The organism is Marinobacter sp. NP-4(2019), from assembly GCF_003994855.1.
Taxonomy (GTDB): Bacteria; Pseudomonadota; Gammaproteobacteria; order Pseudomonadales; family Oleiphilaceae; genus Marinobacter.
In genome coordinates this window covers 2,924,204-2,950,743 of sequence record NZ_CP034142.1, presented here as the reverse complement: position 1 = coordinate 2,950,743, position 26,540 = coordinate 2,924,204, and the positions used below count along the sequence as shown (strand labels likewise).

The window sequence follows — 26,540 nt, the reverse complement described above, 5'->3', positions numbered from 1 at the left end:
GAATGACGCTTATGTGAATATAGGGCTGCTTTGAGTTATATCAACCCTTTGGTGTTAAAGAACTTTTAAACTCGGGGCTGCCGGGCAGGAACTGTGCGCAGTTCTTGACCCGCCATACCAGCTCTTCGTAACTGTCCGCCAGGATGTTGACGTGCCCGAGCTTCCGGCCCGGGCGTTCACCTTTATTATAGAGGTGAACATGAGCGTAAGGCAGTTCCAGGATACGTTCAATGTCTCCATGCTCGCCGATGATGTTGATCATGCAGCTCACGCCCCGGGGGGCAACGTTGCCCAGCGGATGCCCGCTGACCGCGCGGATATGGTTTTCGAACTGGCTGGTCATGGCGCCTTCAATGGTCCAGTGGCCGGAATTATGAACTCTCGGGGCCATTTCGTTGGCGACCAGGCCAGTGGCGGTTTCAAACAGTTCCAGTGTCAGTACGCCGACGTAGTCCAGCTCGTTCAAGAGTGCCTTGATGTAGCGTTCGGCATCGTCCTGAATGTGTTTCTCCAGGCCCGGTGCCGGGGCGATGGAGTAGCGCAGGATGCCTTCGTGGTGGGTGTTTTCGGCGATAGGGTAGAAGGCGAGTGCTCCGTCTTCGCCGCGCACGGCGATGATGGATACTTCCCGCTGAAAGTCGACAAATTTTTCCACGATCAGCCGTGGGTGGCCGATGGCCTCCCAGGCAGCGGCGGCGTCTTCCGGGCTTTTGAGCACAGCCTGGCCTTTGCCGTCATACCCTTCGGTATTGGACTTGGCAACGACGGGGCAGCCGAGTTCTTCGGCGGCAGCCTGCAGGGATTCGGCGCTGTCTGCGATTTTCCATTCCGGCGTGGGAATGCCCAGTTGACCGAACAGGGTTTTCTCGGCTTCGCGATTCTGGCACACCTGGAGTGCGCGCGGGCAAGGGTGCACTGGTTTGTGTGCGGCAATTTTTTCGGCCACCTCGACCGGCAGGTGTTCGAATTCGTAGGTGACCCGATCAACGCGGGAGAGGAAGTCATCCAGGTACTCGCCTTCGCGGTCGATGATGACTTCGCCCAGGCCGGCGCTGGGGCTGCCGGACATGTCATAGAATACAAACGTCTTGGCCAGCGGGTAACCGGCCAGGGCCAGCATGCGTCCCAGTTGGCCGGCGCCTAGTACACCAATTCTCATCTGTGTTCTCCTGGCATCATAGGCCATTTGTCTTGGTGGCGGAGCAGGGTGGGGAGGTCTTTATAAAAAAACTCCGCTTTAACTCGCTTTGCTCAGACAGGCGGTGTTTTTTTATAAAGACCTCCCCACCCTGCTCAATGAACTTTTGAGTCCGATGGTCGGGTTGTTGGATTACGGCTGCGCCTAATCCAACACAACCCCCGCGCTTTATTGATCCCGGGGATCGGGATTATCCAGAACCGTCTGTGTCTGATTCTTGCGGAACTCATCGACGGCTTTACGCACGTCATCATTGAACGTTCCGACAATCTGCGCCGCCAGCAGGCCTGCGTTGGTGGCGCCGGCCTTGCCAATTGCCAGTGTACCAACGGCAATGCCGCCCGGCATCTGGACGATGGACAGCAGCGAATCCAGGCCGTTAAGGGCTTTGGACTGAACGGGAACTCCCAGCACCGGCAGTGAGGTCTGGGATGCCACCATGCCCGGCAGGTGGGCGGCGCCGCCGGCGCCGGCGATGATGACTTTCAGGCCGCGCTCGGAGGCTGTTTTTGCGTAGTCGAACAGCAGATCCGGTGTGCGGTGGGCCGACACCACCCGGGTTTCATAGGCTACGCCGAGTTTGTCGAGCATGTTGGCGGCGTGTTCCATGGTGGGCCAGTCCGATTTGGAGCCCATGATGAGACCTACAAGCGGCTGCATATGCAACAGTCCTGTGTATGTTAGAAAGCCGGCCATTGTATGTTTTGACTAATTACCATGCAAACTTGGTGTTCCGCCTGGCTTTGTTGGCGGGCCGTCATTTTAATGAATCCGTCAGTGCGGGTATTATCAGGCCTTATTATCCGAACCGTCCATATTCCGGGAGTTGTAATGGAACCAATCCGTCCAGATGACGATGAACTGAGAGCTGGGTCCCCTGTTGGCAGTGCGCCGAGGAAGTCAGAACCTGCCGGGAAGCCGAAAGCGTCTGCCGGTAACGGGTCAGGTGGTGGAAAGGGGAGGTCGCGTTCTTCCAGGGCTCCGAATCCGAACGGAGGCGGGAGCGGTGGTGGCGGTCGCGCCGGGTTGTGGGTCGCCCTGATTCTGTTGGCTGTTGTTGCCGGGGGTGGCTGGTTCAGTCAGGCAAAGCAGATCGAGGCCCTGGAAAGCCAGCTGGAGGAAGCAGATTATTGGGCTCGGCAAAGCAAGCTGGCCTTGGCGCGGTTTGAGGGGGATCTGTCTGAAACCGGGGAGAATCTGGAGGAGAAAGGCCGATCCATCGAACAGACGCTGGCGGATCAGGACGAGCGGCTGGATACGGCGGACAGTGAAATTCGCAAGCTCTGGGCCATTGCCAATGAGCGCAACAAGAAGCGCCTGGATGAGCATGACGCGCGTCTCGAGGCGTTGGCCGGTGCCGTGGAAAAAGAGGTGGGAGTCCGTGAGCAGTTGGCCGCGTCAGTGGACAATCTGGAGTCATCTCTTTCAAGCGAGCTTGCCGCCCTGCGTAAGGAGCTTGGGCAGCAGATTGTCAGCCTGAAGGAGTCCACTGCGCAGACAGATAAGCGGCTGACAGAGCTGAATTCTGCCCTGGAGGGTGTGGACCAGTTGGTTGATCGTCGTATACAGCGGTTTGAGCGGGAGCAGAAGCTGGGCATCGATGGCCTGGAAGGGCGCATTGGGGCTCTGGAGAAGAAGATGGAAGCCAGTGCCAATGGCAGTGATGTGAGAGCTATCCGTTCCGAGTTGGGTTCATTGAAGCGAACGGTTGATGCCATTGATTCCTCCCGGGCACAGCTGACGGCGAGGCTGGTACGACTATCCGAGCAGGTGGATGAGTTGAGGCGCTAGACCTTGCGGTAGCTCTCAGTTCTGCCGTTTTGCGATTGCTATGATCGGGGCACTCGCAAAGGACGAAGAGTGAATAACAATGAAAACCCGATTGTCTGTAACGCTTTTGCCGATGCTGATGCTGATGCTGGTTTCCGGTTGCACCGTTTACCAATCCATTGGCAAGAGCGTTGGATCTTTTCTGCACCCTGTCTCGGGTCACGATTTTGTCCATATCGCGAACGATCAGTGGAACCGGGACAACGCGCTGCTCTATTTCTACCGTCCTCATTCCCAGTGGGCGGCGGAGGAAATCGAGGCCCCCAGCGTATACATTGATGACACGCATTACTTCAATATCCGCAATGACAGCTTTACCTGGCTGGAGGTCAGCCCCGGCGAGCGTCATATCGCGATGCGGCGGCCACTGCTGGGGCTGGAGGGGCTGAACTCATTCAGTCTCAGCCTGATTGCCGATGCCACGCTTGACGTCAAAGCCGGTGGCATTTACTACCTTCGTTACAACGAACTGTCGGAACCGGAGCAACCGCACCCGGACCTGGATCCGGAGCATCCGTTGGCGCAGGGTGATCTGCAACTGGTTCCCCGTGGTTATGCCATGCAGGCGACGGAGCTGGTGTCCACCCGTTTCCTCAACAGTGACTTGCTGGCCCCGAACCACGCAGGAACTTCCATTGTGGAGGCCACCGAAGCCGTCAATAAAGAACGCCGACGAGAGGAGAATGCGGAGGCATCCGGCGGCTGGTGGATTTTCTGACGGCTCTGGATTGACCAAAGCGACACAGAGTGTGAGCAGTATCACGATTGTAGAACCCCGGGGGCATTACTACACTTAGGTCAGGTAAATGCACAGGGTAATAGGATATGTCATTGAAGGATTCGCTGTTGCACGGTGTGAGCCGGTTTTCCGATGAGCTGGTACCTGCGGCTGTTCGCGCCGCCGGAGAGAAAGTCGAAGAGTTCAGGCAGCGCCTGGATCACCTTAACCGCACGTTGGCGGAGCGGGCTTTGCCCGGTGACCGCAAGCGACGGGTCAGTGAGCTGTCACTGCAGAGAAAAGCCAGGGATGCGGGCCAGAGGGAGCCGGATCTGAAGGTGGTCGATGGTGAGAAAAAATCGTAAGCGGGCATTGTAGCTCTTGATCAAAAAATGCCCGCTTTTTAATGGCTTGCCACTTTTTTTGGAAAATTCCCGGAAAATATTTGACACCGCCGACCAAATGCTTAAAATGCGCGTCTCACTTGGTTGAGACAGCAACGCTGACTTAACAAATCGCGAAAGCGGCAAGTGAGCGGTTGATGAAAGTTGGGTGGTTAGCTCAGCTGGGAGAGCATCGCCCTTACAAGGCGAGGGTCACTGGTTCGATCCCAGTACCACCCACCATTTTCATTCAGCATCACCGGACCACCCCGTCCGGTTTCAGGTTTCACCTTTACAGGTCTGCGGACCGAGAGGCTGAAATTGATGCGGAGCGGTAGTTCAGCTGGTTAGAATACCGGCCTGTCACGCCGGGGGTCGCGGGTTCGAGTCCCGTCCGCTCCGCCATTTTTCTTATTCCCGGGTGGTTAGCTCAGCTGGGAGAGCATCGCCCTTACAAGGCGAGGGTCACTGGTTCGATCCCAGTACCACCCACCATTTTCTCCCCTTCGAATGGATATGTATGCCGAGCCAGCAGGTTGTCGGTGTTTTTGCGTGTCTGTGTGGTCAGCTTGTTGGATTACGGCTTCGCCTAATCCAACCTACATCAAGACCGCCGTCCCCGTAGGTCGGATTAGGCCCAAAGGGCCGTAATCCGACACCACGCACTCTGGCGTTACTTGCCAATCAACGACTGCCCACACACCCGCACAACGTTCCCATTCACGCCACTTGAGCCAGGGTTGCAGTACCAGGCGATGGCCTCAGCCACGTCCACTGGCTGGCCGCCCTGGGACAGGCTGTTCATACGCCGGCCCGCTTCGCGGATGGTCAGGGGCATGGCCGCTGTCATTTGCGTTTCGATGAAGCCCGGTGCAATGGCGTTGATGGTGATGCCATTCTTCAGCTGTTTCGCCATGGCTTCGACGTAGCCGATAACGCCGGACTTGGCGGTGGAGTAGTTGGTCTGGCCAAAGTTACCAGCGATACCGCTGATGGAGGAGATGCACACAATACGGCCGTTCTCGCGCAGCAGTTCCCGGTGCATCAGTTCCTCGTCAATCAGTTCTTCTGCACTCAGGTTGACGGCGATGGTCATATCCCAGAAGTGCTCCGGCATGTTGCCAAGGGTCTTGTCACGGGTGATGCCGGCATTGTGAATCACCAGGTCAATGCCACCGAAGTGTTCTTCCACGAAATCAGCAATCAGTTTCGGGGCGCCGGCATCGGTGATGTCGCAGGCCAGGGCCTTGCCCTTGATGGCGTCGGTGACTTTCTGGAGTTCTTCCATGGCGGGCGGAATATCCAGACCGATGACCGTTGCACCGTCACGCGCCAGGGTTTCGGCAATGGAGGCACCGATGCCGCGGGAGGCGCCAGTCACCAGGGCAACCTTGCCGGACAGCGGAGCCACGGGGTTGGTGGCTGCTGTTTCAGCGCGCTTGCCGATGCGGGCCACCTGGCCGGACACATAGGCCGAGCGGGGTGACAGGAAGAAACGGATGCTGGAGTCCAGTTGCTTGTCCGCGCCCGGTGCCATCCACAGCAGGTTGGCGGTGGCGCCTTTCTTGCCGATTTCCTTGCCCACGGCACGAACAAAACCTTCCAGTGCCTGCTGGGCGGCTGCCTGGGCCGGTTTGCGACAGGTGGCGGGGTCCTGTCCGATGACCAGTACACGGGCGTTGCCGCCGAGCTTCTTGATGGTCGGGTGATAGAAATCATACAGCGCGCGCAGATCGTCAGGAGACTTCATGCCAGTGGCGTCAAACACCAGGGCCGAAAACTTCTCATTGATATCACCGCTGACATCCAGGGGTTGGGCCTTGTTGCCAGCCTTGGCGGAATCCTTCAGAGTATCCGGACCGTCCGCATGAAGTATCCTGGCAGCGCTGGCACCCAGCACACTGCCGATAGCGCCAATGGCCTTGGCACCGCCGGCGGCGCCTACCAGAACATTGCCTTCAATGAATGGCTGGTCGCTACGCTTCCAGCGTTTAAGGGGGACGGGGGATGGCAGACCGAGGGACTGGGCGGCTGTTTTGCCCACCGGCGTATTGACGAGCTTGAGGTAGAGGTCAGACATACGAGCTTCCTTAGTATGTGTTCAACGGTGGCCACGTATCCGCACGCACCGTGATCTATGGTTTTCAGTCGTTGTACAGGTTAAGGATTCAGGCGGCATTTGGATTGACTCAATGCCCTGACCGGATTGTCAGGCATGCCAATGAGCCAGACCCGGTTAGCGCTAGACTGCTCCGCAATGGATACACTCGTTGTTAATACAGGATCACATCATGGCACAGGCTCAGAAAACCACACAGAAGAAAACCACGTCGACTACCCGCAAGACCAGGGCCAAGGCACCGGCCGGTATTCGCCGGGTTGCTGTTATTGGTGGTAATCGGGTTCCGTTTGCCCGTTCCAATACCGCCTACAGCAAAATCAGCAACCAGGAGCTGCTCACTTCGGCGCTGCGGGGACTGGTAGACCGTTATGGCCTGCAAGGCCAGCGTATGGGAGAGGTGGTTGCCGGTGCGGTGATCAAGCATTCCCGCGATTTCAACCTGACCCGTGAGTCCGTTCTCAGCTCCGGCCTGGCACCGGAAACCTCGGCTTATGATATCCAGCAGGCGTGTGGCACCGGCCTGGAAGCTGCCATCCTGGTGGCTAACAAGATTGCTCTGGGTCAGATCGAATGTGGTATCGCCGGTGGCACCGACACCACCTCCGATGCACCCATTGGCGTCGGCGAAGGATTGCGTGAAATTCTCCTCGATCTCAATCGCGCCAAAACCACCAAGGACCGACTGAAAATTCTGGGGCGTTTCCGTCCGGGCCATCTGGTGCCGGAAATTCCGGAGAACGGCGAACCGCGTACCGGGCTGTCCATGGGTGACCATTGTCAAATCACTGCCCATGAGTGGAATATTCCCCGCGATGAGCAGGACCAGTTGGCCTTTGAGAGCCACCAGAAGCTGGCCAAAGCCTATGAAGAAGGCTTCTTCGATGACCTGATCACTCCGCTGGCGGGGCTCGACAAGGACAACATCCTGCGCCCGGACACCACGCTGGAGAAGCTGGCGACGCTCAAGCCTTGCTTTGATCGTGAAAACGGCACCATGACCGCCGCCAACAGCACAGCGCTGACCGATGGCGCCTCCTGCGTACTGCTGGCCAGCGAAGAGTGGGCCAAGGCCAATAACCTGGAAGTGCAGGCTTACCTGACCTTCTCCGAAGTGGCTGCCGTGGATTTCGTGGACAAGAAAGAAGGCCTGCTGATGGCACCGGCCTACGCCGTGCCGCGGATGCTGGAGAAAGCCGGGCTGACTCTGCAGGACTTTGATTTCTATGAAATTCACGAGGCGTTTGCGGCACAGGTACTGTCCACCCTGAAAGCCTGGGAAGACCCCGCTTTCTGCAAGGACCGTCTGGGCCTGGACAAACCGCTGGGCAGCATTGACCGCAGCAAGATGAACATCAAGGGCAGCAGTCTGGCAACTGGCCATCCGTTTGCCGCGACCGGTGGCCGTATTGTGGCAACCCTGGCGAAATTGCTGGAGCAGAAAGGCAGCGGCCGTGGCCTGATTTCCATCTGTGCTGCCGGTGGTCAGGGGGTTACGGCGATCCTCGAGCGATAAGTTTCGGGGTTCTTTGGAAAAAACTGAACTTTCCCTTTGACAGACGCGGGTGCGGCCCTTATCATGCGCACCTCGTTGATCGGGGGTTCCCCGGACAACAACCAGTTTGATGCGGGGTGGAGCAGTCTGGTAGCTCGTCGGGCTCATAACCCGAAGGTCGTTGGTTCGAATCCAGCCCCCGCTACCATTATTGAAATAAGGCCAGCGTAAGCTGGCCTTATTGCTTTTAAGCGGGGGCTTTTGAGTCGCCAACTTTCTATCGGCACTGCGTGCCGCTTTGTTGGCGCCGCGAACGCTTGAACGCGTTCGCTCCCCGCTACCACTTAAAAAAGCCGGTCTTTGACCGGCTTTTTTTGTTTCTGGGAGGCAGTAGTAGGTCGGATTAGGCGAAGCCGTAATCCGACATGGTGCGCGGTCTTCCTAGATCAGGTGATTATCCCACTGAAGTTCGTGATGGGTTGCTGTCGGGGGCCGGTCTATGGCTTGCGAAACAAACGTAACCCGGCCCGTCCCTGAAGTGATCATGAAGGTTCCGTCGCGCAGCGCTTTGGCACCGGCGCAGTCAGGGATGTCAACTTCCCTGATAACACGCCCGTCCACGCCATCCAGAACAATCGTGACACCACCGCGGGGAGCCGTAATCGCGACGTGCCCGGTGATCGGGGACACCGCAACGCTGGCCGTATAGTTGGCCATACGTTGTTGCAGTGCTCTGGGTAGTGAAATCTCCTGGTAGTCCTTACCATCAAGGTGGCCGATCAGGGGCGGCGTCTGGTAGTCCGGGCCCTCGTATTGGTAACCCACCCAGACCTGACCATCCGGGCTCACATCAAGGTGACGGCAACTGAGTTGGTGATTGGAGGGTTGATAGCGACCGGTTATCTGGCCGGTTTGGCGATCGAGCAATACCAGGGCCGGCGACATGGAGGCCAGATTCTGTTTCAGGCGCGGGTAGTCGGGATGGGTCTGTATACCGCCCAGGGCAACAAGCAGAGTCCGGCCATCCGGGTGCAAGCGGATTTCGTGGGGGCCGATGCCATTCAGCGATAAACTGCCTACCCGACGATAACCGTCGGGTACATCGTAAATGGCAACGATTCCCTCACCAGTTTCGAAACGGTTGGCCGTAGCGTAGAGTCTGCGTCCATCCTGGCTGAAAACACCGTGACCATAAAAATGCTCTTTGGGGGCGGCTTTAACCTCGTGAAGTACGGTTCCGGTTCTTTCCTCCAGAACATAGAAGCGCCAGCCTGGCCGGCGTTCAAAGACCACGGTATGGCCTGAGTCTGGCCGGCGGCAACCGCCATGGCAGCGTGCAGGCACGGTTTGTTGCCAGCGTGTCTGTCCATCGCCTGTGACTCCCTGCAGGCCATAGCGGCCATCTGCAAGCCGGATGGCACCGACGTGAATGTCCGGGGAATCCCCGCTGGATATCAGCCGCTGGCAACCCGCCGTCTGGCTGACAACCAGTGTGCCGGCCATGGCGGCGAGTAAACGGCGCCGGGTAGGATTCACCGGCGCGGCGGTCGTGTTATCAGTCGCCATCGCTTGAATTGAATCCTCGTATCACACCCAGGGTGGTGGCCGCCTCATCGTTCAGCAGTTGTTGTAACTGGCTGAGAGACACGTGGAGCCCCTGGAGCTGGTAGAAGGATTCATCCTGAAGTAAGGGCGCCATGGCATTCGGTAGTTCGTCGAACCGCGCCAGAACGCGGGACAACTGATCTTCAATCCGTTGTGCCAGTGCCGGCTCATCGACTTCATCCATCCAGAGCGCAAGTCCGGGCATGAAATAATCATGGAGTCCCTGCACGCTGGCCCTGACGGCCGCCAGGGAATGCCCGCTGCGCCACGCGTCTGACGGATAGATTGAGCGTTTGTTGTTGCCGCGTAAGCCCATGGGCTCGGCCAGACGGCGTTCAACCAGTATTTCCAGCGCGGTCATGGCAGCTTTCATTGAGGTAGAGCGGTAGGCATCCTGGCTCAGGTAGTGTGGCTGGAAGGTTTGCCACTGCCGGTGAAGGTTCATGCTATTGGTGTGCAGGTGGCTACTTACGGCTTGTAATAACAGGCAGGCCGGTTCCGAGGGGAGGGCCTGGTCCGATTCATTAAGACGGTCATCAAACAGCAGGTACTCCACCATGGGAAACCCCTGGACAGCGACACCGCCGTCGGATACTCGCTGTGCTATGGATGTATCCGTCGCCGGAGACTTCAAGAGTTGACCGGCTTTTCGTGCCACCAGGTTTTTCGGGTCGGGCCAGAACTGGAACTGCCAGGCCAGGTTGTTTTGTTTCACCGGTCCGAAATCAACAAAGCGAACCGCCTGCCAGGCCTCAAACGCCGTGCGCCACTGTGCGGAGAGCTGGCTTCTGGCATCTTGAGAAGGTGCCGTGCAGTATGAGTTTGCCTTCGCTTCCAGATTGCCTGTTTCGGATGCGAGCTTGGCGTAACCAGATTCTATAAGGCTATGCCACTGAGGCAGTGGATCCGCGGAAGCAGATCCGGCTGCCATCAGCAATGCCAGCATGAGAGGTGCGGTTATTAGACGGCGGTCATGTGAAACCGGAAAACGTCGAAAAAAGCTCATCATCTATTGTTCTCAGGGAGTGAGTACTCAGAGCGATTCCAGAAACTTCAACAAAGCTTTCCTTTGATCTTTCGGCAATGCCTTGAACCGGTTCGTGGCTGCCGCAGCTTCACCGTCATGCCACAGTATGGCTTCCTCGATCGTTCTCGCCCTTCCATCGTGCAGGAAACCCGCCAGGGGATTAACGCTCTGCGCCAGGCCAATGCCCCACAGTGGCGGCGTACGCCATTCATGGCCGTTGGCCAGGAATTCGTCACGACCATCGGCCAGACCTTCACCCATATCGTGCAACAGCAGGTCGGTATAGGGCCAGATGGCTTGGTTGCTCAGATCCGGGCGGTCCTTGATGGTGCCAGTTGTGTAATAAGGGGTATGGCAACCCGCACATCCGATGTCGTTGAACAGGTATGCACCTTTCTGCACCTTGGGGCTTTCCAGGTTTCGCCGCGCGGGCACAGCCAGGCTACTGGCGTAAAAGGTGACGAAGTCGGCCACCTTGTCGCTGACTTCCGGTTCTCCACCGTGGGGGAACTGGTTGCATTTTTGTTCCGGGGTGCAATCGGTCGACCATTTTATGCTGGAGGTCAGACCCATGTCGCCGGCAAATGCGCCCATGCTTTGTTGGTGAATGTTGGGCTCGGCCGCCTTCCAGCCAAAGCGTCCTACCACGGTTTGTTGTGCTTCCGCATCCCAGACCCGGTTCACTTTTCCGGATATGCCATCGCTGTTCTGGTCTTCCGGGTCGGCCAGGTCGAGCAGGGTAGACTCGCGGATAGCCTGTAGCAGACCGAGACCGATCATTGGTGGTGCTACCCGGGGAGAGGTGAGCAAATTCTCCGGCAGGGGGCCGTAGTTCGGGTTGCGAATGCTGTAGACCGGCTTACGCAGCTCAAGTTTGTCGCCGTCGTCGTAGGTTTCCGTGATGGTTTCCCATTCCAGAACCATGTCGGCCTCGGGTTTCATGCCCGATATCGCTGCGGTCTGTAGCTGGCTTCCATAAACGGGCGCAGGCTTGAAGCCATGGGTTCGTAGTAGTTCAGCGTCGGCTTCGGGATCGGCAGGAACGGCCAGGCGCAGGAACAGTGATACTGAAGGAGCATCCGCATTGGGCGGATGGCCACGACCATCCTTGATATGGCAACCCTGGCAGGAGTTAGTGTTAAACAGTGGCCCCAGTCCATCCCGGGCTTCGGTGCTTGCGGGAGCCTCCACCCATGGGTTGCGGAAGAAGCTGTTGCCCACACTGAAGTCCAGCCGCTTGGTCATGGACAGGTTGGCCTGGGGCTGGGAATAAGCATTGTGATCGAACTGCTTCACCGTGCCGTCGCCCCCGGTGAGCGGGGTGTCCTGTACCGGAAGTGACGATGCGGCGGCCATTACGGCCGCCGCGGTGCTTAGTAGGCTGGCTGAGAGTGCCAGCAAGAACGTGTTTCGGGACATAGGCGCAATCAGAAGCTATGTCCGGCGTTATCCGGCTCCAGTGAGTCGATACCGAGTTCGTTGGCCGCTTGTTCTATGGAGCCGGTCTGTTGTACCAGAGCCATGATGGCGCCGTTGACGATCTCGGCACCGCGTTCATTGGCCGGGGCAATCATCATGTCGAACCTGAACGGGTCGGCCTCGGCCTCGGCGGCGGACTTCAGGGCCCCCAGGGCGTCCATGGAGTTGGTGAGTTGCGTTCGCAGGGTTTCATCCAGAGTCGGGTTGAGCTCTGCGACCAGATCCGCCAGGGCAGGACCGGAAACTTCGGTGCCATCCACACGCGTGTAGCTGCCGGTGTAAACATTGGCAATGCCCTGGCCGTTGTAGTAATGGCTGTTATGGGTGTTGTCGCTGAAGCAGTCATGTTCGTCTTCGTAGGAGTTAGCCTCCAGGGCCACCTTCATACGCTCGCCGGCCAGTTCACCCAGGGACAGGGAGCCCATACCGAACAACATTTTCTGGATAACGGCTTCGGGGGCCTCGGCCAGCAATTGTGTCCGGTAGTTATCGTCCTGTCCGGGTGCCCATTGGGCAACCATCCACTCCAGATCGCTTACCAGCAGGTCGGTGGCGGCATCCAGATAGGCGGCGCGGCGGTCGCAGTTACCGTGGGTGCAATCTTCGCCCTGAACATAGTCGGTGGCCGGCCGCTCACCCGCGCCAGCTTCAAAACCGTGCAAGTCCTGGCCCCAGAGCAGGAATTCGATGGCATGGTAGCCGGTGGCCACGTTGGCTTCCGAACCACCGATTTCGTTCAGATCCGCAAGCAGTTCCGGTGTCAGGTTGGACACATCAACGGTATTGCCACCGATGTTAATCTCTCTGCTGGCGACGATGTTGGCGGTAGCACCTTCGTTACCCAGTTCGTATTGGTAATCGTCCGACACAACGTAGTCGATCAGGCCCTCATCCAGTGGCCAGGCATTGAGCTGGCCCTCCCAGTCATCGACGATGGCGTTGCCAAAGCGAAACACCTCGGTCTGCTGATAGGGCACACGGGCCGCCAGCCAGGCCTGCTTTGCGGCTTCCAGGTTGGCGTCCGTAGGCTCTGCCAGGAGCGTGTCCACGGCTGCGTCCAGTGCCTGGGCGGTGGTCAGCGCATCCTGATACTTGGCGTGAGCCAGCGCAGTGTAATGTTTGACGACATCCGCCCGGGTGATGCTTGGCTGTGCCTGTGTAGAGGAGGATTCGGTGTTGGTTTCATTGCTATTGTTACAGCCGGCCAGCAGGGCGATCGAAATGGCGACTGCCAGCGCGGAACATGGTGCGGATACGTTCATTGCGGATTCCTTGCTCTTGTTTATTAAATAGAACTGATTATCGTTCGCTCATATTAGTATCGGCTGTTATGTCATGCAATCAATAATCATTCTCGCAACCAGGCGCGGATGACGAGGTCGAGCCTGGGATCCTGTAGGGGCGACCAGTGCTGATCGTCAGAAGCCCGGCGGTGGGTTAAATCCAGCCAATCCCTCACGCTCCAGCAGTTCCGCGAAACGGATGGTTGTCAGGTCCTTCCCCGGGGCGCCAATCACCTGCACATTGAACGGCAGTCCGTCCTTGCTGCGGCCAATGGGCACGGATGTGGCCGGCAGGCCAAGGAGCGTGGCGAAGGCGATCCAGCAGAACTGATCCATGTAGGCCCTGGGCTGTCCGGCAACGGAGATGCGGCGCTTGAATACCGGATGACTGTGGTCGTGGCGGATGGCGGTAGTGGGCGTGACGGGTGTGAGCAGCACATCGAACTCTTCGAACAGGCCGTCGATCTCGGCGCGCATCTTCTCCCGAGTCTCACTCACGGCGATCCATTGGTGGATCGGTTGGTTCACGCCGCGTCCGTATTCGCCGATAAAAGGTGTCAGTGGGCCCAGTAATTTCAGCCACCTTTCCAGTCGTGCCACCCAGAGCATTTGCCGTCTTTGAGCGGGCTTGAGGGAGGTGCTCAACAGACTGCCGAGCAGGTTGAAATAGGGTGGCAGGACATGTTCCAGGCTGAGCAACGGATGTCTGGCTTCGGCGACCAGGGCGCCCCGCTTTTCCAGATCCTGCCCCAGCTTACGGTAACCGTTGGTCAACTCCTCTTCGACGGGGCAGAGGGCGTCTTCCAGCCAGAGTCCCACGCGGGCCTGGTCCAGGGAAGTGAGCCTTGATGGTTCCATGTTGACGGACCAGCTGCGGGCTTCCAGTGGTGTGGGGCCGGCGATCACCTCCAACAGCAGGGCCAGATCCCGTGCGGTGCGTGCGAGGGGGACACCCTCGGCCAGGTCCGGGCGGGACTGGGTGCCGGGCGGTCCAGGAATATGGCCCCGGAAAGACACGAGTGCCCGGGTCGGTTTGTGGCCGAACACCCCGCAGAAGTGGGCCGGAGTGCGGATGGAGCCGGCCAGGTCGCTGCCCACCTCCAGTGGTGTCATGCCGGCGGCCAGTGCTGCCGCAGCACCGCCGGATGAACCGCCGGGTGTATGTTCGGGATTGTAGGGGTTGTTGGTTGCACCAAACAGTTTGTTGTAGCTCTGCAGGTCGGTGGCGTAGATCGGTACGTTGGTTTTTCCGAGGATAATGGCGCCGGCGTCTTCCAGGCGCTGGACCACATCGGCGTGGTGCTGAGGGCGGTGTTCCCGCAGAGCCGGGGCACCCGCAGTACAGGTCATGCCCGCGACTTCCCAGGTATCCTTTAGGGTCAGGGGCAGGCCGTGGAGGGGACCCGTTGGGGCGCCGGATGCACGTTTGTCATCCGCTGCCCGGGCCTTCTTCAGTGCCTTCTGTTCGTCCAGGGTAACCACGGCATTGATGGTGTCATTGTGACGCCGGATCTGCTCCAGGAAATGTTGTGTCACGGCTTCGCTGGTGAGCGTGCCATTTTTGAGCTCCGACAGGAGCTCATGGGCCGGCCGATAATGAAGGGCCTGTGTTGATGATGTCATGGGGTCGACTCTTGCGGTTGTTTTGGTCAAAGGTCAGGGCAACTCTTCGCGCCAGTGTTTGACGCGTACCTGGGCCTTGATCGCATCCAGAATTTCCAGGATCAGGTTGATCAGTGCTTCATTTGCGGCGGATTCAGTCCTCTCGTACGGATCGGGCATGAATACGTTGATGATGTCTTCAATGAACGCATGGTTGGAGGCGGATGCCAGGTCCTCCAGAATCTGGTGGATGACGTTGGCCACGATATCGCCAACGGCTTCCTCAAGGGTTTCCTGGATGGTGGGGCCGACCACCGGCAGATATTTCAGTCGAGACAGCTCAAGATTCTGCTTGAGCGCGCTGTCTACCCGGTTTTCCAGGTAGCTCCGCAGCGCCCCCCGGTTGGGCACATAGCCTTCCTGGGCCGCCTGGGCTACACGCTGCGAAATCCAGTCTGTCAGCATCTCCTTGCGCGGATAGACAATGTCGTGCTGGATGCGTTCAAACAGTGGCGACCCCCGCTTCACTTCCTGTTGCACGCCGGACAGTACCTTGAGCACGATGCGATCCGACAGTTCTTCCATGAAAGCTTCGTAGTAGAAGTTCACGAACTGGTAAACACGCATGCTGGTGACGTCGATGATTTTATACTGGTGCAACCGGTAGATAATGGAAATCACCCGCAGGATCCGCAGGAAGCGGAAGCTGCCAACCGGGATACAGCCCACCAGGTCATACCAGTGTATGAACGGGTAGAAGTACCAGCGGTCATAGACATTTGCTTTCACCGCGTAGCCCCAGCGAAGGAAGAATTCGCTGAGGAAGATGCTGACGAAGATCAGATCGTAGAACAGGAAGTTTTCATGGACCGGCTCGTAGAGACCGTGAAATCCCGGTGTATGTTCTGCGAAAAAGCCTTCGATGGCGCTGAAGGCGTAAACGGAATCAAAAATGATCAGGGCCAGGTTGGCGATGAGCAGGCCCAGCATCAGGAAGTCGATGATGAACCAGATCGTCTGGTGACTGGACTTGAGATTTTCCCGGTTGATTTTCAGCATTCAGGTGCCTGAATTCCTGTGAATTTTCACACAGGTTAGCCTATTTCAACTCAGCGGACGACTTCCCGAGCAGCCGGCGGGCGATGATCAGCAACTGAATTTGCTGTGTGCCCTCGAAAATATCGAGAATTTTCGAATCACGGGCCCATTTCTCCAGCAGTTCCGTTTCTCCATAGCCAAGACTGCTGCACAGTTCCACACAGCGCAGGGTGATGGCGTTGCCGACGCGTCCAGCCTTGGCTTTTGCCATCGACGCTTCTTTGGAGTTGGGCAGGCCGTTGTCAGCCATCCAGGCGGCCCGCAGGGTGAGCAGTCGGGCGGCTTCCAGCTCGGCTTCGAGCAGGTGAAGTTCGCGGGTGACGGCAGGCTGGGTCCAGGTCTGGGTACGGTAGCTCAGGTCGATGCCGGCCCGTTCGACGATTTCCCGGGTGCGCTCGAGTGCAGCGCGGGCCACGCCAATGGCCATGCCGGCCACCACCGGACGGGTGTTGTCGAAGGTCTGCATGGCACCGGCAAAGCCTTTGTCGACGCTGACTTCCGGATCCCCAAGCAGATTGTCTTTCGGTACCCGGCAGTTTTCGAAGCGGATGGCGGCGGTATCGGAAGCGCGGATGCCCAGCTTCTTCTCCAGTCGTTCCACGGTCATACCGGGCGTGCCTTTTTCCACAACAAAGGACTTGATGGCGGCCCGCCCCTTGTTGCGGTCCAGGCTGGCCCAGACCACCACGGCGTTGGCCCGCTCACCGGCGGTGACGTAGATCTTTTCACCATTGATCACGTAGTGGTCGCCGTCTTCCCTGGCTGTGGTACGTATGGCGGCGGAGTCGGATCCGGCTCCGGGTTCGGTAATCGCCATGGCCGCCCAGGTGTCGCCCAGCCGCGCCAGTTGCTGTTCGCTGGCGACGGCGGCAATGGCGGAATTGCCCAGACCCTGGCGGGGGATGGAGAGCGCCAGCCCGACATCGCCCCAGCACAGTTCCGTCAATCCCAATACGGTTTTCATGTTGGTGCCGTTGCGGTTGCCGTCTTTGCCATTGCCATCGGAGCGGGCCAGCTTGCCGGCTCCGGCGCCACCATCCGGGGCTCCTTCGTTCATGCCGTCCATAATGGAGGCAAACATGTCCAGTTCCTTGGGGTAGGTGTGTTCTGCCCGGTCGTATTTACGGGAAATGGGGCGAAAGACTTCCTGGGCGACCTGCCGGGCCTGGTGAACAATCGGGGAGAATTTTTTCGGTATTTCCAGGTTCATGGTGAGACTCCAGTGTTGTTCAGACTCAGGCGTGGACACCGCCGGTGTGGGTGGCGACGGAGCGCAGGTCGCGATACCAGCGCTCGACCGGATGCTCTTTCACGAAGCCGTGACCTCCAAGCAGCTGGACACCGTTGGTGCCAATTTCCATGGCTTTCTCGTTACACAGCAGCCTGGCCAGACTGGCCTCGCGGTGGAAGGTCTGATCGGTCTCGGCGCGGCTGGCGGCGCGCCAGGCAAGCATGCGCATGCTGTCGGTTTCGATGGCCAGGTTGCTGATCATGAAGGCCACGGATTGGCGGTTACTGATCGGTTCGCCGAACGCTACCCGTTCATTGCAATAAGGAATGACGTAATCCAGCACCGCCTGGGAGGTGCCGATGGCCAGACCACAGCGCAGCACGGCACCGAGGTCAAGGAAGGCCTGGTAATCGAAGTCGTCGTCGCCCAGCAGGGCATCGGAGGAAACCTCAACATTGTTCAGGGTCAGGGTGACCGGTTGCGCGGCCCGCAATCCCATGGTGGGATCGGCCGTATGCTCCAGGCCCGCGGTACCCGCTTCAACAATAAACAGGCGTGGCCGCCCATTCAGTGCCGCGGCGACCAGGAGCAGATCGCTCTGGGCCCCCAGGATGACGCCGTTCTTCCTGCCATTCAGCCGGTACCCATGGTCCCTGGTTTCGGCAATGGTGTTCAGCCTGAGGGGATCAAACAATGCCCTTGGTTCATCTATGGCAATGGTGGCGACTGGCGGGCGCTCTTCGCAAAAGGCGGGCAGGTAGCGGGACTGTTGTTCGCCAGTGCCCCATTGGGTGATCGCCTGGGCCACACTGAACGGCGCCAACAGGGCAATGGCCAGCCCCATATCGCCCCAGGCCAGTTGTTCGGCGATCAGCACGCTGGTAACAGGGGAGCGGGTTTCTGCCACACCGCCAAATTCCACCGGTACGGCGTAGAGGGTGAGTCCCAGTTCTGCGGCGGCGTCGAAAACATCGGCAGGCAGGGCGCCAGCTTCATCGGCCTGGGCTGCGGCAGGTCTCAGGGTGTCCCGGGCCAACCGGTGGAGGCTGTCGACAATCATCTGTTGGTCGTCATCCAGCGTAAGATCAAACAGGGCTGGCACCGTTTTTCCAGGCAGACGTTTTTTGGGCAACCAGTTGGTCACCCGTTTGAACTCACGACCCGCCAGGGCAATGGTCCGGAAACCCACGCGGGTACCATGGTAGGCGGTTCTTTCGGTGACTGTTCGCAAGCCAAAGCGGTCCAGTAAAGGGTTCGCCGCGAGGCGATTCATCATGGACAGGGCGAGTCCTATGGGATCCCTGGTCATTGTCATTCTCCTGAGGAGTCGCGCGGGAACCCGGCGCTCCTGTTACTATCAGACAGGTTGTTATTGGATTGCGTCTGGCCTGATCATGGGCGTGTCGACTCCGGTAGCCATTGGCAAAAGGCGCGCCGCTGGTGGTCGGTCTGGTCAATCCGCTAAACTCGGCACCTTCGTTCCTCATAAAAAGACGATTCATAAACGGATGTTCTCCCTTACCAGACAAGTTCGATTTCCAGGCACCCTGTTGTGGTGTTTGCTGTGGGCATGGCCGGGGCACGCCAGTCAGGTGGTGGTGAACGTTGAAGGTGACTACCCTGGTCTGCAGGACAATGCGGAAGTCTTTATCGGTGAGGTTGAGGGACGAAGCGCGGATAATCTTCGCCGTTATGTCAACACCGCGAATAAACAGGTCCAGGAGGCCTTGAGAGCGCTCGGATATTACAGTCCCGCCATTGAGTGGGAGGTTGCGGAAGGTGAGGGGGAAGACGGCCTGGCCCAACTGACCTTGACGGTGATCCCGGGCGAGCCGGTTCGCATTGCTGCGCGGGAGGTGGTGATCGAAGGCCCGGCGGCGGAGGATGAAGGCCTTGTGGCGGCCATACCGGAGTCACCCTCGGAAGGGGACGTGCTCAACCATGGCGAGTACAGCACCCTGCGACAATCCATCCAGAACCGGGCCCGCGTGCTGGGTTATTTTGATGGTGAGTTTGTCAGCCGCAGACTGGAAGTGGATCCTGAGAAACGGACCGCGACCATCGATCTTCGCTTCCGCAGCGGACAACGTTATCGTCTGGGGGAGGTGTCGTTCACCGAAGGTCACGGCTTTGAGGACAGTCTGCTGGAGCGGTTTGTGAGCTTTGAGCCCGGGCAGCCCTATCATGCGGATGAAATTGCCAGGCTCAGCGGGGACTTGTCCAACAGTGGTTACTTCTCTGGTGTGGATATTGATGCCTCTCCCACTAACGCCAACGACCGGGTGATCCCGGTGACGGTTAATCTGACCACTCGTCCGCCCCGGTCCGTCGCCGCCGGTGTGGGCTTCTCCACGGATGTTGGTCCACGGTTACGGGGCAACTGGCGTGAACACTGGATCAACCCCATGGGCCACCGACGTGGGGTGGAAACGGAATTGTCCGGCCCGCGCCAGAATCTCAGCACCTGGTATGAGCTGCCACTGGATCCGCCCATGACGGACTCAATACGTCTCGGTGCCGGATATCAGCGTGAGGACATTGAAGATGTGGAGTCCGAACGGCTTACCCTCGGACAACAGTGGCAGCACCAACTGGATTCAGGGTGGATGCAGGTTGCTTCCCTTCGGTGGGAAGGTGAGCGCTTCCGCATTGGCGATGACGAGCGGGGCCAGAGCAGTCTGTTGCTTCCAGGGGTGAGCTACTCGAAGTTGCATGCCAACTCGCCACTGGACCCTTCCAGGGGGTATCGGGTCCAGTTCGATGTAAAAGGGGCGCACCGTGAAGTCTTGTCGGACGCGGATATTCTCCATGTGAATTTTCTGGTTCGTGGTTTGTATACTCTGGCCGATAACCACCGCTTTCTCGCACGTTTCCAGGCGGGTGGCGTGGCGACAAACCGGTTCGAGGACGTGCCGCCATCGTTGCGTTTCTTTGCCGGTGGTGACCAGAGTGTTCGTGGTTATGGCTACGAAACGCTGTCGCCGGAAGATGAGGACGGCGTGGCCGTTGGTGGGCGCTACCTGATGGTAGGGAGTGTCGAATACCAGTATGAATTCATCCAGAACTGGCGATTGGCGGCCTTTGTGGACGAGGGTAACGCCATTGATAATCTGCGTGATCCGCTGGCCACAGGGGCGGGCGTGGGCATACGCTGGGTGAGCCCGGTTGGGCCCTTGCGCCTGGATTTTGCCAAGGGGCTGGATGACGAATTCGGCGGTGAATGGCGCGTTCACTTTTCCATGGGGCCTGAGCTGTGACGGACGTGAAGGGGGAACGGCGAAGCTGGCGTTTCTGGCTGTTGCTGGCACTGGGAATCCTGGTGTTGCTGCCCATCCTGCTGGTTGCAGTCCTGCTACTGATTCTGCGTTCCGAGACGGGGACTGCCTGGGTGATCGACCAGATCCCGGGCCTGCAGACGGAAGGGGATCAGGGCTCTCTGTTCGGCTATTGGCGGGCGGATTCCCTGCGGTGGCAGGGCTATGGTGTCGGGCTGAAGATTGAGGCCGTGGAGGTGGACTGGTCGCCCGGCTGCCTGCTGAGCAAGGAGTTGTGCCTGGATACCCTCCGTGCCGATGCCATCGATCTTCAGTTGCAACCCTCCGATGAGCCGGAAGAACCCAGAGACGATATCAGCCTGCCCCTGGTCAACCTGCCGCTTGGCCTGACAATCAGGGATGTTCACCTGGGCCCGTTTACCGTTAACGGCGGCAAGGTCTGGGATCTGCTGGAAGTGGAGGCGGGCGGCTCAGGAACCGACTGGGTGATAGAACGGGCGAATTACCGCCTGGATGACATTGCAGTAAACGCTGCCGGGCGGCTGGAAACCCGTGGTGACTGGCCACTTGACCTGAAGATGGATGTGTCGCTGCCGCCGCCCTATGGTGATGACTGGCAGTTGGTCCTGAACCTGACGGGCAGTGCCAGGGACCTCAGGTTGTCCGGCCGCAGCAGCGGTTACCTCAGCGCTGTACTGGAGGGCCGGGGCGCGCCACTGGACAGACGATTGCCGGTTCACCTGTCGCTTCGGTCGGAGTCGTTCCTGCCGCTGGACACCCTGCCATCAACCCTGACCCTGAAAAACTGGCAGCTATCTCTCGACGGTAGCCTGGAGAAAGGTTTTGTCACCCGTTCTACGACGACGTTACCGGGTACCAAAGGGGCGATAGATACGTCGCTCAAGGGATTGCTGACCACCACCGGCGTCTCGGACCTGGTATTGGCCATGGCGGGCCCGGCGGGTGAATCCGGGCGGGGCACCCTCAAAGTGGAAGGGAGTGTGAGCTGGGATGAGATTCTGACTGCAAACGCCGAGATTGGCGTGGAGGCATTTCCGTGGTACAGCCTGATCCCCGATTTTGAGGCACCGCCGGTTTCCCTGCAGCGTTTGAATGGTACGGTGTCTTATCGTGATAACCGTTACAACGCCCGCCTGGAAGCGGCGGTATCCGGCCCTCTGGGGGATGCGGATCTGAAAACAGCCGTGGACGGCAATCTGGAAACGGTGTCCCTGAGTGAGCTGGTGGTCAGTACCGACGCGGGGTCTCTCCGTGGCGCTGCGGATGTCGATTTTGCCGGCCAGTTGGCGTGGAAAGCCGGCCTGACGCTTGATCAGTTCAACCCCGGATATTGGCTGCCGGTTTTGCAGGCCAGCCTGGACGGTGAACTGACGAGTCAGGGACAACTGGCGGACGATGGCTTGCCGGATATGACCGCTGATTGGGATATTTCCGGCACCTGGCAGCAAGAGCCCGCCCGGACCCGTGGTAAGTTGCAGGCTTCTTCCGGAACCTGGGATGTATCGGACCTGAATCTTGAAGTGGGTGAGAACCGCATTAACGGCGGCGGCCGCTGGGGTTCCGATATTGCTGGTAACCTTGATATCCGGGTGCCCCAGCCAGAAATCCTGTTGCCAGGCCTGACGGGGGAACTGATCGCCTCACTGATGATGCGGGGTACCCCAGAGGATCCCCAAGGTGATCTGAGCGTAACCGCAACGGATCTGGCCTGGCAGGACAGCGTGGCGATTACCCTGGCCGACCTGGATGCCAGCCTCGGCAGCGGCCTGACTCTGAACGCCAGAGCAACGGCGCAGGATATCCACGCCGGGGGGGAGCGACTGGAACGGGTGGCATTGGGCCTGTCCGGTACGCAACAGGCACACCGGCTGACCATGCGGGCGTTCCACGAGGAAGCCAGTCTCGGCCTTGTCCTGGCCGGAGGCGCGGGGGATGCCTGGAACAGCTGGCGTGGTTCTCTGGACAGCGGGGAGCTTGATCTGTCGGGCCAGTCCCAGACCTGGACCCTCGACGGGCCGGCGGAGCTCGGTTATAGCGAGAACGGCACGCTGATCTTCGGCGCCCATTGCTGGCGTTGGCAGGACAGTTCCGTTTGTGCCGGGGATCAGACTCTGATGCCTGACCCGCAGCTCGCCTATCGGGTGGATAACTTCCCCTCCGAAGCTCTGGCGTCGCTGCTGCCGGAAATCCTGCGTTGGCGTGCGCGGATCAACGCTGACATAAACCTGGCGATGACCGATGAGGGGCCGGATGGCGTCATTTCCCTGGATGCGGGGGCCGGGGAGTTTGAGGTGCTGGTTCAGGAAGATTGGCAATCGCTCCGACACGATAAGCTGACTTTAGACGTTGATTTGAAACCGCAATTGGCGGATGTCGCTGTTGATCTGGCGGGGCCGGAACTGGGGAACTTCGCCCTGGACCTGTCGGTAGACCCGACCGCCGAGGACCGTACGGTGACCGGCAATTTTACCCTGGACGGCCTGGATATTGCGTTGGCTGGCGTGGTAGCCGGCCTGGAGGAGGTGCAGGGTGAAGTGAATGGACAAGGGCAGTTGTCCGGTCCGTTGATGAAACCGGCAGTGCATGGCGAGATCGCCCTGACAGGTGGCCGGTTCGTTGATCCTTCCCTGCCGATCCCCCTCGAAGATGTGGTGGTGGCATTGACGCTGAACGGTTATTCCGCCGATCTGAGTGGTCGTTGGAAGAGCAATGATCGCAGCGAGGGGAGGCTGGCGGGTGAACTCAATTGGCAACGAGCGCCGGCCGGGGAGTTGACCGTCACCGGAGAGCGGCTGCCGGTGACCTACGATCCCTATGCCCGGGTGGAAGTGGCACCGGATATCACCCTGGCTTTCAGCGACGGGGAATTGTCAGTGACAGGCCGGGTGGATGTGCCCCGGGGGGAGATCGAAGTGCGAACCCTGCCGGAGCAGGCGGTGTCGGTTTCCGAGGATGAAGTGATCGTCGGGGTCGACCGGGAGGAACCTACTGTCCGGTCACTGAATATGGATGTCACCGTGGTGGTGGGGGACGACGAGGTCACCTTTGACGCTTTTGGTGTCACCGGGGAGCTCAAGGGCACGCTGCGGATTGGCAATGACATGGACACTCGTGGTGCCCTGCAGTTGGAAAACGGTCAGTACGAAGCCTACGGGCAGGAGCTGGAGCTGCGTCGGGCGCGAATCGTCTTCGTGGGCCCCCTTACCGAGCCGTATCTGGACATCGAGGCCGTGCGACGGGTGGATGCCGTGGTTGCCGGTCTTCGCCTCAGTGGTCCGGTCAGCGAACCGGAAACGGAAGTGTTTTCTGAGCCGTCGATGCCCCAGAGTGATGCCTTGTCCTACGTGATACTCGGGCGTGCTCCCCAAAGCCGGGGCGATGAAGGACAAATGAGTCGCGCGGCGTTGTCACTGGGCCTTACCCAGGCCAGCAAGGTCACCCAGGGAATCGGTGAGGAGCTTGGTATCAGCAACCTGATTCTGGAAGCCGAGGGGACAGGGGACCAGGCCTCTGTTGTTGCCAGTGGTTACATCACCGATGAACTGAGCCTGCGATACGGGGTGGGGATCTTCGAGCCGATTACCACCGTGGCGCTGCGCTACGATCTGGGTCGCTACTTTTATCTGGAAGCAGCCAGTGGCCTGGCTGCTTCCCTCGACATCTTCTATACCCGGGATTTCTAGTCGAGCTCGAACGTGGCACTGACGCTCGCCTGCAGTTCCCGGTCGCCAACACTGGATACCACATCGGCCCTGGATTTGGCTTCCGCCATCATCATGGGCACGGGGCGGTGACCACCGTTGACGCTGATATTAACGACGTCACCACAGGACTGATCCAGCTGACGGGCAACAAACTCACAGCGGGATTTGGCGTCGGCAATCGCCTGTGCCAGCGCCTGTTTTTGCAGTCCGGATTCATCGGAATGGTAAAAGCTGCCGGCACCGAGGTGGTAGTCCAGCCCGAGTTTCTGGGCCTGTTCCAGCAAAGGGTTGAGGAGTGACAGGTCGTCGATGGTGAAGCTCACGGTTTGCGAGGCTACCGCCATTTTCTGCGGCTCCTGATCTCGCTCCTGAACCGGCAGTGTGCGAGTGTAAAGATTGACGTTGGCGTCACTGTAGTCGTTGAGCCGGTCGCGGTAAGCGCTGATGCTGTCACGCCACTGGGCCATCATGTCATTGACCTTCTCTGAGGCCCGGGCGGGCAGATTGTGTTCGGCACTGGCCGTAAATTGCAGGCGGGCGCTGTCAGGCGTGTACTTGACGCTGCCTTCGCCGCTCAGGCTGACTTCGCCGGCCTGGGCCGCCAGTGGAATCAGGGTTGCGGCAAGGCCGGCTAGCAGGTGTTTTTTTATCGCGTTTGGCATGGTCAGATCTCCGTTCTGGTTGGCAGTGCTATTTACAACGCTATGGGGTGGTTGTCGGGTCGTTGGCTTCCGCCTCTTCCAGTCGCACCAGCTTGCGGGCCCGGGCGGCATGGACAAAGTGGCTGAAGATACGGCGATGTCCGCCATGGTACAGCAGGTATTCCGGGTGCCACTGGACCCCCATCAACCAGTGGTCACCGGTGTTCTCGATGGCCTGTACAAACTGGTCGTTGTCCAGTGCGACCACTCTCAGGTTGCGTCCAAGGCGTTTGATTGCCTGGCTGTGAATACGGTTCGCGCCAATGATGGTGCTGTGCATGAGGCGACCGAGACGGGTGTTCCTCACCAGCCGCACGGTCTGCATGGGCAGAAGCAGCGGGCGGTGGCGGGTATGGACCCGCAGGGGGGTGACGTTCTGACACAGGGAGCCTCCGTGGAACACATTGATAAACTGGGCTCCCCGGCAAATGCCCAGAACCGGAATCTTCAGTTGTTCGGCCCGGCTCAGCAACCGTTGGTCAGTCTGATCTCGCCGGCGGTCGTAGCGGGCGGTGACGGTCGGTTGCTGACCGTAGAGTTCCGGATGAACGTGAGTGCCTCCCGACAGTACCAGTCCGTCAAGCAACGCCACGTCCACCCTGGCGCCGGGGCGGATATAGTGCGTTCTTGCACCATGGATGCGTAACGCAAGGCTGATCAACCGGTGTGCCGTGCTGCGTCGGGCGGGGCCACTGATACCGATGGTCAGCCCCGGGTGTTCGGGCAACTGAGGGCTGGTGTCAGACATAGTGCCTGTTACGCAACCACTGCTCACAGGTATCAAGCCAGCTCAGAGTGAGATTGCGAAGGCTTAGCTTGCGGCTCATACGGAACTGTTCCCTCAGCTCCGCCAGATCACCGGCGTTATTGGCAAGCTGTTCCAGCACGACCCAGTCGTTCCAGACCGAAGAGAAGTGCCACCCGGGATTGTCGATGTCGCAATCCGGCAGACGGTAGTGCAGGGTGGGCCGGCTCTTGATGCGTTCATCCACCACGTATTCCGCCAATACGGTCTTATCCAGGTGGGCAAACAGCGGTAAAAGGTCCAGGGCCTTGTTGCGGGTGGGGTTGTGCTTCAGGTAGTCCCGCATCAGCTGTTCCGTATCCGGCGCGTAGTCATCGGCTACCAGCAGGTCGATGTAAGTGCTGCTCCACGGCTCGATATAACTGGTGAATTTGCGGCTGATATCGATCTGGTGCCGCGACTTCAGCCAGTCATACAGCACCGCGAAAGCCTGCAGATAGCGAACCAGGGTGTCCGCCCTGAGGTCGGGCAGCTCGGGATTGAGCTGCAGTCCGAATGCATAGTAGAGCGCTTCGCGGCTGCCAAGGGCGCCCGCTTTGCGGAGTTCATCGCAGAGGACTTCAATGCGTTCCAAGGACGAGAAAGGCAAGGGCGGGCTGATGATCTCCAGGGGGACAATCTTCTCGGCGGCGGCGTCAATCACTTCCATTGCCTGGCCTCCGAGTTCCCGCATGGATTCCGGGACCGTTTCTCCCTTCAGATCGAGGTCCTTGATCGGGGCTGAATCCAGCTCGATGGTGAAGTGTCCGAGATCGGTCTCCAGATCCGCCACATAGCGGGAGGTTTCACGGGACTGCCCCGACAACAGCTGTTCCGTCAGTGTTACCAGGGCACTGTAACTCAGGCCCGACAGCTCTATTTCAACTCCGACGCGGCGCTCCTCACCGGTGTCGGTCCTGAGGATATCTGGCATCCTGCATGCCTTGGATTCGCTCATTCCTGTGCCTCCTCAATGGGTTGGACTTA

At 59.2% G+C, this 26,540-nt stretch carries 20 protein-coding genes and 4 tRNA genes; 10 read left to right on the top strand and 14 right to left on the bottom strand.

Features of this window, described 5'->3' with window-relative positions; genetic code table 11:
• Positions 1–40 precede the first annotated feature (40 nt).
• Positions 41–1,159, bottom strand: a complete 1,119-nt coding sequence (locus EHN06_RS13455) for a 5-(carboxyamino)imidazole ribonucleotide synthase (protein WP_127333054.1) — start codon at positions 1,157–1,159, stop codon at positions 41–43.
• A gap of 207 nt (positions 1,160–1,366) precedes the next feature.
• On the bottom strand, positions 1,367–1,858 hold the full coding sequence (gene purE / locus EHN06_RS13450; protein WP_127333053.1) for a 5-(carboxyamino)imidazole ribonucleotide mutase: 492 nt from the start codon (positions 1,856–1,858) through the stop codon (positions 1,367–1,369).
• A gap of 171 nt (positions 1,859–2,029) precedes the next feature.
• Between purE and EHN06_RS13445 the strand changes: the two genes are divergently transcribed.
• The 6 genes from EHN06_RS13445 (at position 2,030) to EHN06_RS13420 (ending at position 4,624) form a co-directional block, all read left to right on the top strand.
• Positions 2,030–2,989 carry a hypothetical protein gene (locus EHN06_RS13445; protein ID WP_127333052.1) on the top strand — a complete coding sequence of 320 codons (960 nt, stop codon included), beginning with the start codon at positions 2,030–2,032 and terminating at the stop codon, positions 2,987–2,989.
• Between the two features lie 91 nt (positions 2,990–3,080).
• Positions 3,081–3,746: a DUF2846 domain-containing protein gene (locus EHN06_RS13440; RefSeq protein ID WP_228257308.1), complete on the top strand. Its 666-nt coding sequence runs from the start codon at positions 3,081–3,083 to the stop codon at positions 3,744–3,746.
• A gap of 107 nt (positions 3,747–3,853) precedes the next feature.
• Entirely contained in the window at positions 3,854–4,111 is a 258-nt protein-coding gene (locus EHN06_RS13435) for a hypothetical protein (protein ID WP_127333050.1), read from the top strand.
• A gap of 185 nt (positions 4,112–4,296) precedes the next feature.
• A tRNA-Val gene (locus tag EHN06_RS13430) sits at positions 4,297–4,372 on the top strand.
• Positions 4,373–4,457: 85 nt separating this feature from the next.
• Positions 4,458–4,534 (top strand) — tRNA-Asp (locus EHN06_RS13425).
• A 14-nt stretch (positions 4,535–4,548) separates the two neighbouring features.
• A tRNA-Val gene (locus EHN06_RS13420) sits at positions 4,549–4,624 on the top strand.
• A 178-nt stretch (positions 4,625–4,802) separates the two neighbouring features.
• Here EHN06_RS13420 and EHN06_RS13415 read toward each other — a convergent pair.
• Entirely contained in the window at positions 4,803–6,209 is a 1,407-nt protein-coding gene (locus EHN06_RS13415) for a 3-oxoacyl-ACP reductase (protein ID WP_127333049.1), read from the bottom strand.
• A 211-nt stretch (positions 6,210–6,420) separates the two neighbouring features.
• Here EHN06_RS13415 and EHN06_RS13410 point away from each other — a divergent pair, with 211 nt between their 5' ends.
• On the top strand, positions 6,421–7,764 hold the full coding sequence (locus EHN06_RS13410) for an acetyl-CoA C-acetyltransferase (RefSeq protein WP_228257307.1): 1,344 nt from the start codon (positions 6,421–6,423) through the stop codon (positions 7,762–7,764).
• Positions 7,765–7,874: 110 nt separating this feature from the next.
• Positions 7,875–7,951: transfer RNA gene (locus EHN06_RS13405), tRNA-Met, on the top strand.
• A 233-nt stretch (positions 7,952–8,184) separates the two neighbouring features.
• Here EHN06_RS13405 and EHN06_RS13400 read toward each other — a convergent pair.
• The 8 genes from EHN06_RS13400 to EHN06_RS13365 all read right to left on the bottom strand — a co-directional run bounded on the left by EHN06_RS13400 (position 8,185) and on the right by EHN06_RS13365 (position 18,383).
• Entirely contained in the window at positions 8,185–9,309 is a 1,125-nt protein-coding gene (locus EHN06_RS13400; protein WP_127333048.1) for a DUF1513 domain-containing protein, read from the bottom strand.
• Positions 9,299–10,294: an imelysin family protein gene (locus EHN06_RS13395; protein WP_127333047.1), complete on the bottom strand. Its 996-nt coding sequence runs from the start codon at positions 10,292–10,294 to the stop codon at positions 9,299–9,301. The genes EHN06_RS13400 and EHN06_RS13395 overlap by 11 nt, the downstream gene beginning before the upstream one ends.
• Before the next feature lie 87 nt (positions 10,295–10,381).
• A complete protein-coding gene (locus tag EHN06_RS13390; RefSeq protein ID WP_127333046.1) occupies positions 10,382–11,731 on the bottom strand; it encodes a di-heme oxidoredictase family protein in 1,350 nt (449 codons plus the stop codon).
• 71 nt (positions 11,732–11,802) lie between these two features.
• A complete protein-coding gene (locus tag EHN06_RS13385) occupies positions 11,803–13,116 on the bottom strand; it encodes an imelysin family protein (protein WP_127333045.1) in 1,314 nt (437 codons plus the stop codon).
• Positions 13,117–13,272: 156 nt separating this feature from the next.
• Entirely contained in the window at positions 13,273–14,760 is a 1,488-nt protein-coding gene (locus tag EHN06_RS13380) for an amidase (protein ID WP_127333044.1), read from the bottom strand.
• 33 nt (positions 14,761–14,793) lie between these two features.
• On the bottom strand, positions 14,794–15,798 hold the full coding sequence (locus tag EHN06_RS13375; protein WP_127333043.1) for a hypothetical protein: 1,005 nt from the start codon (positions 15,796–15,798) through the stop codon (positions 14,794–14,796).
• Between the two features lie 40 nt (positions 15,799–15,838).
• The gene (locus EHN06_RS13370) at positions 15,839–17,047 is read right to left on the bottom strand and encodes an acyl-CoA dehydrogenase family protein (RefSeq protein WP_127333042.1); all 1,209 of its coding nucleotides are present in this window, start codon (positions 17,045–17,047) and stop codon (positions 15,839–15,841) included.
• A 25-nt stretch (positions 17,048–17,072) separates the two neighbouring features.
• Positions 17,073–18,383, bottom strand: a complete 1,311-nt coding sequence (locus EHN06_RS13365; protein WP_228257306.1) for an acyl-CoA dehydrogenase family protein — start codon at positions 18,381–18,383, stop codon at positions 17,073–17,075.
• Between the two features lie 193 nt (positions 18,384–18,576).
• Here EHN06_RS13365 and EHN06_RS13360 point away from each other — a divergent pair, with 193 nt between their 5' ends.
• Together EHN06_RS13360 and EHN06_RS13355 are read left to right on the top strand one after the other, a co-directional pair.
• On the top strand, positions 18,577–20,325 hold the full coding sequence (locus tag EHN06_RS13360; protein ID WP_127334447.1) for an autotransporter assembly complex protein TamA: 1,749 nt from the start codon (positions 18,577–18,579) through the stop codon (positions 20,323–20,325).
• On the top strand, positions 20,322–24,047 hold the full coding sequence (locus tag EHN06_RS13355) for a translocation/assembly module TamB domain-containing protein (RefSeq protein ID WP_228257305.1): 3,726 nt from the start codon (positions 20,322–20,324) through the stop codon (positions 24,045–24,047). The genes EHN06_RS13360 and EHN06_RS13355 overlap by 4 nt, the downstream gene beginning before the upstream one ends.
• On the opposite strand, the gene EHN06_RS13350 is transcribed toward EHN06_RS13355, so the two are convergent.
• From EHN06_RS13350 to EHN06_RS13340, 3 genes are read right to left on the bottom strand one after another with little or no spacing between them, the layout of a single operon-like run.
• Positions 24,044–24,730: an SIMPL domain-containing protein gene (locus EHN06_RS13350; protein WP_127333040.1), complete on the bottom strand. Its 687-nt coding sequence runs from the start codon at positions 24,728–24,730 to the stop codon at positions 24,044–24,046. The genes EHN06_RS13355 and EHN06_RS13350 overlap by 4 nt on opposite strands.
• A gap of 40 nt (positions 24,731–24,770) precedes the next feature.
• Positions 24,771–25,517, bottom strand: coding sequence for a gamma-glutamyl-gamma-aminobutyrate hydrolase family protein (locus EHN06_RS13345; protein WP_127333039.1), 747 nt, complete (start codon positions 25,515–25,517; stop codon positions 24,771–24,773).
• On the bottom strand, positions 25,510–26,511 hold the full coding sequence (locus EHN06_RS13340) for an amidoligase family protein (RefSeq protein WP_127333038.1): 1,002 nt from the start codon (positions 26,509–26,511) through the stop codon (positions 25,510–25,512). Before EHN06_RS13340 ends, EHN06_RS13345 begins: the two co-directional genes overlap by 8 nt.
• Positions 26,512–26,540 lie beyond the last annotated feature (29 nt).